Below are 6,917 nucleotides of genomic sequence, written 5' to 3'. Positions count from 1 at the left end.
TACCAAGCTTGCAGTTTGAAGAAGGTCTGGAAAAAACGGTGGAATGGTATCTGGAAAATGAAGAATGGTTATCTGATGTGACTTCTGGAAATTATCAGGCCTATTACAATACCCAATATGCGGGAAGGTAAATGCTAAGCCTGTTGATGAAAAAAGCCTGGCCGGAAATTTCGGCCAGGCTTTTTTTATTCGTATCGAAGCGCTTCTACAGGATCGAGTTTTGAGGCTTTCTTAGCTGGATAATAACCGGATAAAATGCCAACAATGACGCATAAGGCAAAACCGCCTAATATAAAATCCCATGGAATGATAAAAGCTCCGTGCATCATTAAGGAAATGCTATTGCCAAGCAGAATACCAAGTAATATACCCAGCGCTCCACCCATCAGGCAGATCACTACGGCTTCTATAAGGAATTGTTTTCTGATCACTGAAGGATTTGCGCCAATGGCCTTCCGGACACCAATTTCCCGGGTCCTTTCGGTAACAGAAACCAGCATAATGTTCATGAGGCCAATAGAAGCGCCAATCAGGGTGATGACCCCAATGGCTATGCCACCAATCGCAATATATTTCAAATTCTCAAAAAGGGTTTGTGCAATGGCATCACTTTTGGTGATTTCGAAATTATTCGTTTGACCCACCTTCAGCTTTCGGATGTTCCTGAATTCAGAGGTGGCCTCGCCGATCACATTGTCCATCATTTCATTGCCAGGTACCATTACTGTAATGGTGTAAGAAGGATCCGCAAATGAATTGATCAGTTTGGCTTTGAGTAAAGGTACATAAACTGCCCGGTCGCCACTGAAGCCAATACTTGAGCCTTTAGAGGCCAGGATACCGACAATTCTTAGCCTGTTGTTTCCAACATTGATGATTTTATCTATTGGAGTTTCCTTTTTAAAAAGGGTTTTAATAATCTCACTTCCTACGATACATACATCAGCTCCCAATTGCGCCTCCGTTGCACTAAAGTTCCGGCCTTCTGAAAGGTCCAGACCCTGAGCATTTAAACCGTATTCGTCTACACCCTGTATGGCGATATTGGGATTGGTTTTTTCTCCTCCGTATTTCACGGTTGATCCTCCACTGGCGCGGATACTGATAGAGACTGTAGCTGGCGTTTGCAGGCGCTCTTTAAAAGCAATAGCATCTTCAAACCGGATGGACTTAAAGGCTTTAGGTCGCTGTCCCGGACCACCAACACGTATTCCTGTACCTCGGTTGCGGATGGTGAAGGCATTAGCACCCATACTGGAAAAGGCCTCTGTCATACTTTTCTTTACGGCGTCGAGTGTAGTTAAAATCCCAACCAGTGCCGAGAGTCCAATGGCGATGATCAATGCGGTAAGCATGGTTCTTAACCGGTTGCTTTGAATAGATTGAAGGGCCAGTCGAACGTTTTCAGTATAGGTCATTTTCCAGATTTAAGATTCTTGAGGGATAAAAATAAAAAGTCCCGCTGTTAAGACAACGGGACCTCCTTAAATGTTACAATAAATGCGGTTTAAATCTGATTTATACGGAGAAGCTTGTTCCACACCCGCAAGTGCTGTTCGCATTGGGGTTACTGAAAGTAAAGCCTCTTGAATTCAATCCATCCTGCCAGTCTACCTGCATACCCATCAGGTACATTTGGTGAGCTTTGTGCATGAATACCTTAATACCTTCAATAATGAATTCCTGGTCGCCGTCTTTTTTCTGGTCAAAGCCTAAAATATAGCTCATTCCTGAACAGCCTCCGCCCTCAACGCCAACCCTTAAACCGAAGTCCTCGGAAATTTCCTGCTGGTCCTTTAATTTTAAAAGTTCTTTTACAGCACCTTCTGTAAAGGCTACCGGTGCAAATGCGGTGTCAACTGTCGTACTCATATGATTTGAAATTAAGAATAATAAAATAAAAAATAATTGTTTTTCAATACAGGCAACAGTAATCGGTTGCGGTCTAAAAAAACGATTTGTGGCGTAAATATAAATAAAATGTACATTTTTGCCCTTGTAAAACACTAATTATTACGGTATTCAAACAATTTCAATGAACATACAAGATTTCGTAGCTGCCACCTTTGGTTTGAGCATAGCCGGTGTTGTAACTGTTTCTGCGGGTTATTATCTGCTAAAGCAGGATATTCATCAATACCTGAAACTGAAGTCGTCGGAAAGTGGAGGTACTGCCCAAGCTGAATTGCTTACTCTACGTCTTCAGGCCCATGAACGGTTGATTCTTTTCGTAGACCGGATCAATCCGGCCAGCCTGTTTTTAAGACTCCATCAGCAGGGCATGTCTGCTGCATTGCTGCACGCTTTGATCCTGGAGGAGGTACGTACAGAATACCAGCACAATGTAACCCAGCAATTGTATATTGGAACTGCAACCTGGCAGGCGGTCAGAAAATTAAAAGAAGATACTTTAATTATGATCAATCATGCCCGGCATAATTTGCCGGACGAAGCACTGGCTGCGGAATTGTATAAAATGGTACTGCAACATCTTGGGGGGATGGAACATAATCCCTACGATCTTAGCCAGGAACTGATCACCAAAGAAATACATCTATTATTTTAAATATGGACGATAAGAAATTTACGACCACCTCTGGTCTGGAAATTAAAGAACTGTATACTGCAGCCCGACCCTCTGATGAGCGTCCGGGGGTATTTCCTTTTACCAGGGGGATACAAAAAGACATGTACCGTGGGCGTTTATGGACCATGCGCCAGTACGCCGGGTTTTCTACGGCAGAAGAATCGAATAAAAGGTACCATTATCTGCTCAATCAGGGCACTATGGGATTATCTGTAGCCTTTGACCTGCCTACTCAGATCGGATATGATTCTGATCATGAAATGGCTGAAGGCGAAGTTGGAAAAGTAGGTGTAGCCATCGACTCTCTAAAAGATATAGAGATACTCTTTGATGGAATTGAACTTCAAAAGATCACCACCTCGATGACCATTAATGCTACAGCTTCGATTTTACTGGCGATGTATATTGCTCTTGCAAAAAAACAAGGGGCAGATATCAAGCAGATTTCGGGGACAATTCAGAATGATATTCTTAAAGAATATGCGGCCAGGGGGACCTATATTTATCCACCTAAGCCTTCTATGCGGATCATTACTGATATTTTTGAATATTGTAGTAAAGAGGTACCAAAATGGAATACGATTTCTATATCTGGTTATCATATTCGCGAAGCGGGATCAACTGCGGTGCAGGAACTGGCCTTCACACTGGCTAATGGCAAAGCTTATCTGAACGCGGCTTTAGAAAAAGGTCTGGATATTAATGTATTTGCCAAGCGATTGTCTTTCTTCTTCAATTGCCATAATAATTTTTTTGAAGAGATCGCAAAATTCAGGGCTGCCCGCAGGATGTGGGCGCAAATCACAAAAGAACTTGGGGCTACAGATGAGAAGGCACAAATGCTTCGCTTTCATACACAAACCGGAGGATCTACGTTAACTGCACAGCAGCCTCTGAATAATGTGATCCGGGTCTCTAATCAGGCCATGGCTGCTGTTCTTGGCGGCACGCAGTCTCTCCATACCAACGGTTATGATGAAGCCCTGTCTTTGCCTACAGAAGCAGCAGCAAAAATTGCTTTGCGTACCCAACAGATCATTGCTTTTGAAAGCGGAGTGACTGATACGGTGGATCCCTTGGCCGGCTCTTATTTTGTGGAAAACCTGACCGACGAGATTGAAGCGGCTGCGCAGCTTTATATGGATAAAATTGACGCGATGGGCGGCTCCGTTCAGGCGATTGAGAATGGCTATATTCAGGACGAGATTGCAGGGGCCTCTTATCAGTACCAGGTTGAGGTTGAAGAGGGCAGCAGGGTGATTGTTGGAGTGAATAAATTTACCCAGGAACAAGAGGGAATTACCGATGTTATGAACATTGATGAATCTATCCGCCTGATCCAGACAGAAAAGTTAAGAAAACTAAAACAGGAAAGAGACAATTTTGTTGTAGAAACAGCATTGAATAACTTGAAAAAAGCGGCAGAAGGAACTGAAAATTTGATGCCACATATTCTTACTTCTGTAGAGGCCTATGCGACGCTTGGAGAAATTGCGGATACGCTACGTAGTGTTTTTGGAGAATATTAAAAAGGATGTTAATAAATAGTTATCCACATAAAAAATTCAGGTTAAGTACGGTATGGTACTGATGTTTAAGCTCTTACCAAATAAATGAAATTTATGTTTTTTTTGTTGATAATTTTTTCAATATTCGATGTCTCGGAGCGGCCGATTCATAATGCCTTTCCCGTTACTGTAAACCAACAAATTATAGAAAACCTATGGAAATAACTTGTACGGAAGTATGGAAAAACTGTCTCCAAATTATTAAGGATAATATTCCAACCCAGAGTTTCAAAACTTGGTTTGAACCTATATCCGCTCTTAAACTGGAGGGGAAGGTTTTGACCATACAAGTACCTAGTTTATTTTTCTATGAGTGGCTTGAAGAACATTATGTTGGACTATTGCGAAAAACAGTGAAAAAACAATTAGGAGAAGAGGGCAGACTGGAGTATAATATTGTTGTGGATAAATCTTCCAACAGCGGATCTCCTTATACCACAAATATGCCATCCAACGGAAATGGGGCTGAAGCAAAGATGCAGTCTATGCCTATCCCGGTTTCTATTAACAAAGATATTAAGAACCCATTTATTATACCGGGATTAAAGAAGCTGAATGTAGATCCACAGCTCAATTCAAATTACAGTTTTGAAAACTATATTGAGGGGGATTGCAATCGTTTGGCCAGGTCGGCAGGATATGCTGTTGCAGCCAAACCGGGGGGTACCTCATTTAATCCGCTGATGATCTATGGTGGGGTGGGCCTGGGTAAAACGCACCTTGCACAAGCCATCGGGAATGAAATCAAAAGAAACATGCCGGATAAACTGGTGATCTATGTTTCCTGTGAGAAGTTCTGCCAGCAGTTTGTAGATTCCCTGAAGAACAATACCATTAATGATTTTGTGAATTTCTATCAGGCAATGGATGTGATCATAATGGATGATGTTCATAACTTTTCTGGTAAAGAAAAAACACAGGATATATTCTTCCATATTTTTAATCATTTGCATCAGTCTGGAAAACAGGTTATTTTGACCTCTGATAAGGCTCCAAAAGATTTGGCTGGATTGGAAGAACGTTTGTTGAGCAGGTTTAAATGGGGACTTTCTGCAGATTTGCAGGTTCCTGACCTGGAAACCCGTATCGCTATTCTGAAAAAGAAGATGTATGCGGATGGGATAGAGCTTCCTGCTGAGGTGGTGGAATATGTGGCTAATAATATTGATAATAATGTACGTGAACTGGAAGGTGCAATGGTTTCATTGCTTGCCCAGTCTACTTTAAACAAAAAGGATATTGACCTTGCTCTGGCCAAACAGATGCTTAAGAATTTCATTAAGAATACTTCTAAGGAGATTTCTATGGAATATATTCAAAAACTGGTTTGCGAGTATTTTGAGGTGCCGGTAGATATGGTGAAATCCCAGACCCGTAAACGTGAAATTGTTCAGGCACGCCAGATTTCTATGTACCTGTCTAAAAGCCATACCAAATCGTCATTAAAGACCATTGGGGCTTTCTTTGGTGGGCGTGACCATTCTACGGTGATCTACGCCTGCCAAACGGTAGAGGACCTGATCGATACGGATAAGAAATTTAAAGGATATGTACATGATATCCAGAAAAAGCTGAAGATGAGCTAAGGCTTGTCACCAATAAAAAGCCCCTGCAAGTTATTCTTACAGGGGCTTTTTTGATAAATTGGGATATTATGGCTGTTGCTCCAGTTTGAGTAGCCCATAAAAAAGAGCTGCGGTATGCAGTGCCTGTTCAATCTTGTTCTCCTTTAGGAATTGTTTGACTTCTTCGATGCTGTATTCTTCTACATTTAAGATCTCGTGTTCATCGAGATGCTGTGGATGTGTTTTTACGCCACCAGTTAAGAAATAGGTGAAAGTTCTGTTGTTTGCTGTAGCGGGGTTAGGGTATAGTGTTGCAATCTGCTCACAGGTTTCGAACGTATAGCCGGTTTCTTCCAGTAATTCTCGTTTAACCGCACTTTCGGGCAGTTCATCGCCATCGATCACGCCGCCAGGAATTTCAAGAGATATAATATCTGCACCATGTCTGTATTGTCTAACCAGAATAATTTTGTTGTCCTTGGTTAAAGCAATGGCATTGACCCAGTCCGGGTATTCTAAGACAAAATAATCATCTTTTACTGTGCCATTCTGAAGTTTACAGGTATCTACTCTTAGGGTTGCCCATTTCTCTTTCACCAGGTATCTGGAAGAGAGCCTTTGCCATTTTAAAATCTCCATCTAGGAATTCGTGCTTAAATATTTCTTCACCACATCTTCTCTGTCCAGATTGATCATGTTGATGGTGCGGTGTTCTGTGATTAACAATTGATAAGTCTGGCCAAGCTTTATAGCCAGGGACTTGTTTTTTGGGGTTGAATGCGCCGGGTCAAAAATGGAGTAAAGTATTTGACTCAGTACATCTAGTTTCTCTGCAGGAAATGCAGACGCCTTTAAAAAGGCTGAAAATTCAGTTTCATCCATTACCTGGAGATCGGCATCGGTAAGGTTATATTCAATTTGAAGCAGATCCAGTAATTTCTGATCTGCTTCTTCTGTCTTTCCTTCTGTTTTCAAATGAAGGATGCGGGCCAGCGCCTCGGCCAGTTTTTTGATCTCCGCTGTTAATAAGTCTCTTCTTAGCATATTTTTCTTTTACCAGCTTCCGCTGCTTCCACCACCCCCAAAGCTCCCGCCTCCAAAACCTCCAAATCCGCCGCCACCACCGCTGCTGCCTCCACCGAAGCCTCCACCACCTCCCGAACCTCTTCCTCCGCCAAGGAGCATACTCCAGAATAA

General features: G+C 42.2%; 7 protein-coding genes and 1 pseudogene. 4 read left to right on the top strand and 4 right to left on the bottom strand.

Features of this window, described 5'->3' with window-relative positions; genetic code table 11:
• A pseudogene (locus tag DBR11_RS12350) lies at positions 1 to 131 on the top strand (dTDP-glucose 4,6-dehydratase); the annotation flags it as partial.
• Between the two features lie 54 nt (positions 132 to 185).
• Here DBR11_RS12350 and DBR11_RS12345 read toward each other — a convergent pair.
• Together DBR11_RS12345 and DBR11_RS12340 are read right to left on the bottom strand one after the other, a co-directional pair.
• Complete coding sequence (locus tag DBR11_RS12345) at positions 186 to 1,418, bottom strand: ABC transporter permease (RefSeq protein ID WP_108552975.1); 1,233 nt, start codon at positions 1,416 to 1,418, stop codon at positions 186 to 188.
• Positions 1,419 to 1,518: 100 nt separating this feature from the next.
• On the bottom strand, positions 1,519 to 1,872 hold the full coding sequence (locus tag DBR11_RS12340; protein WP_108552977.1) for an iron-sulfur cluster assembly accessory protein: 354 nt from the start codon (positions 1,870 to 1,872) through the stop codon (positions 1,519 to 1,521).
• Positions 1,873 to 2,035: 163 nt separating this feature from the next.
• On the opposite strand from DBR11_RS12340, the gene DBR11_RS12335 reads away from it, so the two are divergent.
• The 3 genes from DBR11_RS12335 (at position 2,036) to dnaA (ending at position 5,741) form a co-directional block, all read left to right on the top strand.
• Positions 2,036 to 2,566: a hypothetical protein gene (locus DBR11_RS12335; RefSeq protein ID WP_108552974.1), complete on the top strand. Its 531-nt coding sequence runs from the start codon at positions 2,036 to 2,038 to the stop codon at positions 2,564 to 2,566.
• 2 nt (positions 2,567 to 2,568) lie between these two features.
• Positions 2,569 to 4,116 carry a methylmalonyl-CoA mutase gene (locus tag DBR11_RS12330; RefSeq protein WP_108552973.1) on the top strand — a complete coding sequence of 516 codons (1,548 nt, stop codon included), beginning with the start codon at positions 2,569 to 2,571 and terminating at the stop codon, positions 4,114 to 4,116.
• 194 nt (positions 4,117 to 4,310) lie between these two features.
• Positions 4,311 to 5,741, top strand: coding sequence for a chromosomal replication initiator protein DnaA (gene dnaA, locus DBR11_RS12325; RefSeq protein ID WP_108552972.1), 1,431 nt, complete (start codon positions 4,311 to 4,313; stop codon positions 5,739 to 5,741).
• A 66-nt stretch (positions 5,742 to 5,807) separates the two neighbouring features.
• Here the strand turns inward: dnaA and DBR11_RS12320 are convergent, their stop codons facing one another.
• Both DBR11_RS12320 and DBR11_RS12315 read right to left on the bottom strand, forming a co-directional pair.
• Positions 5,808 to 6,359 (bottom strand): NUDIX hydrolase, encoded by a 552-nt coding sequence (locus DBR11_RS12320; RefSeq protein WP_199233826.1) that lies wholly within the window; start codon positions 6,357 to 6,359, stop codon positions 5,808 to 5,810.
• Positions 6,360 to 6,764, bottom strand: a complete 405-nt coding sequence (locus DBR11_RS12315) for a hypothetical protein (protein ID WP_108552971.1) — start codon at positions 6,762 to 6,764, stop codon at positions 6,360 to 6,362.
• Between the last annotated feature and the right edge of the window lie 153 nt (positions 6,765 to 6,917).

The sequence above is a fragment of the Pedobacter sp. HMWF019 genome (genome assembly GCF_003061025.1).
Lineage (GTDB): Bacteria > Bacteroidota > Bacteroidia > Sphingobacteriales > Sphingobacteriaceae > Pedobacter.
Note: the sequence above shows the minus strand (reverse complement) of the source record. Positions and strands in the feature narration are given on the sequence as shown.

Excerpts from the sequence above, each read along its gene's own strand:
- DBR11_RS12345 (WP_108552975.1), bottom strand. The coding sequence starts at position 1,418 with ATGACCTATACTGAAAACGTTCGACTGGCCCTTCAATCTATTCAAAGC.
- DBR11_RS12340 (WP_108552977.1), bottom strand. The coding sequence starts at position 1,872 with ATGAGTACGACAGTTGACACCGCATTTGCACCGGTAGCCTTTACAGAA.
- DBR11_RS12335 (WP_108552974.1), top strand. The coding sequence starts at position 2,036 with ATGAACATACAAGATTTCGTAGCTGCCACCTTTGGTTTGAGCATAGCC.
- DBR11_RS12330 (WP_108552973.1), top strand. The coding sequence starts at position 2,569 with ATGGACGATAAGAAATTTACGACCACCTCTGGTCTGGAAATTAAAGAA.
- dnaA (WP_108552972.1), top strand. The coding sequence starts at position 4,311 with ATGGAAATAACTTGTACGGAAGTATGGAAAAACTGTCTCCAAATTATT.
- DBR11_RS12320 (WP_199233826.1), bottom strand. The coding sequence starts at position 6,359 with ATGGAGATTTTAAAATGGCAAAGGCTCTCTTCCAGATACCTGGTGAAA.
- DBR11_RS12315 (WP_108552971.1), bottom strand. The coding sequence starts at position 6,764 with ATGCTAAGAAGAGACTTATTAACAGCGGAGATCAAAAAACTGGCCGAG.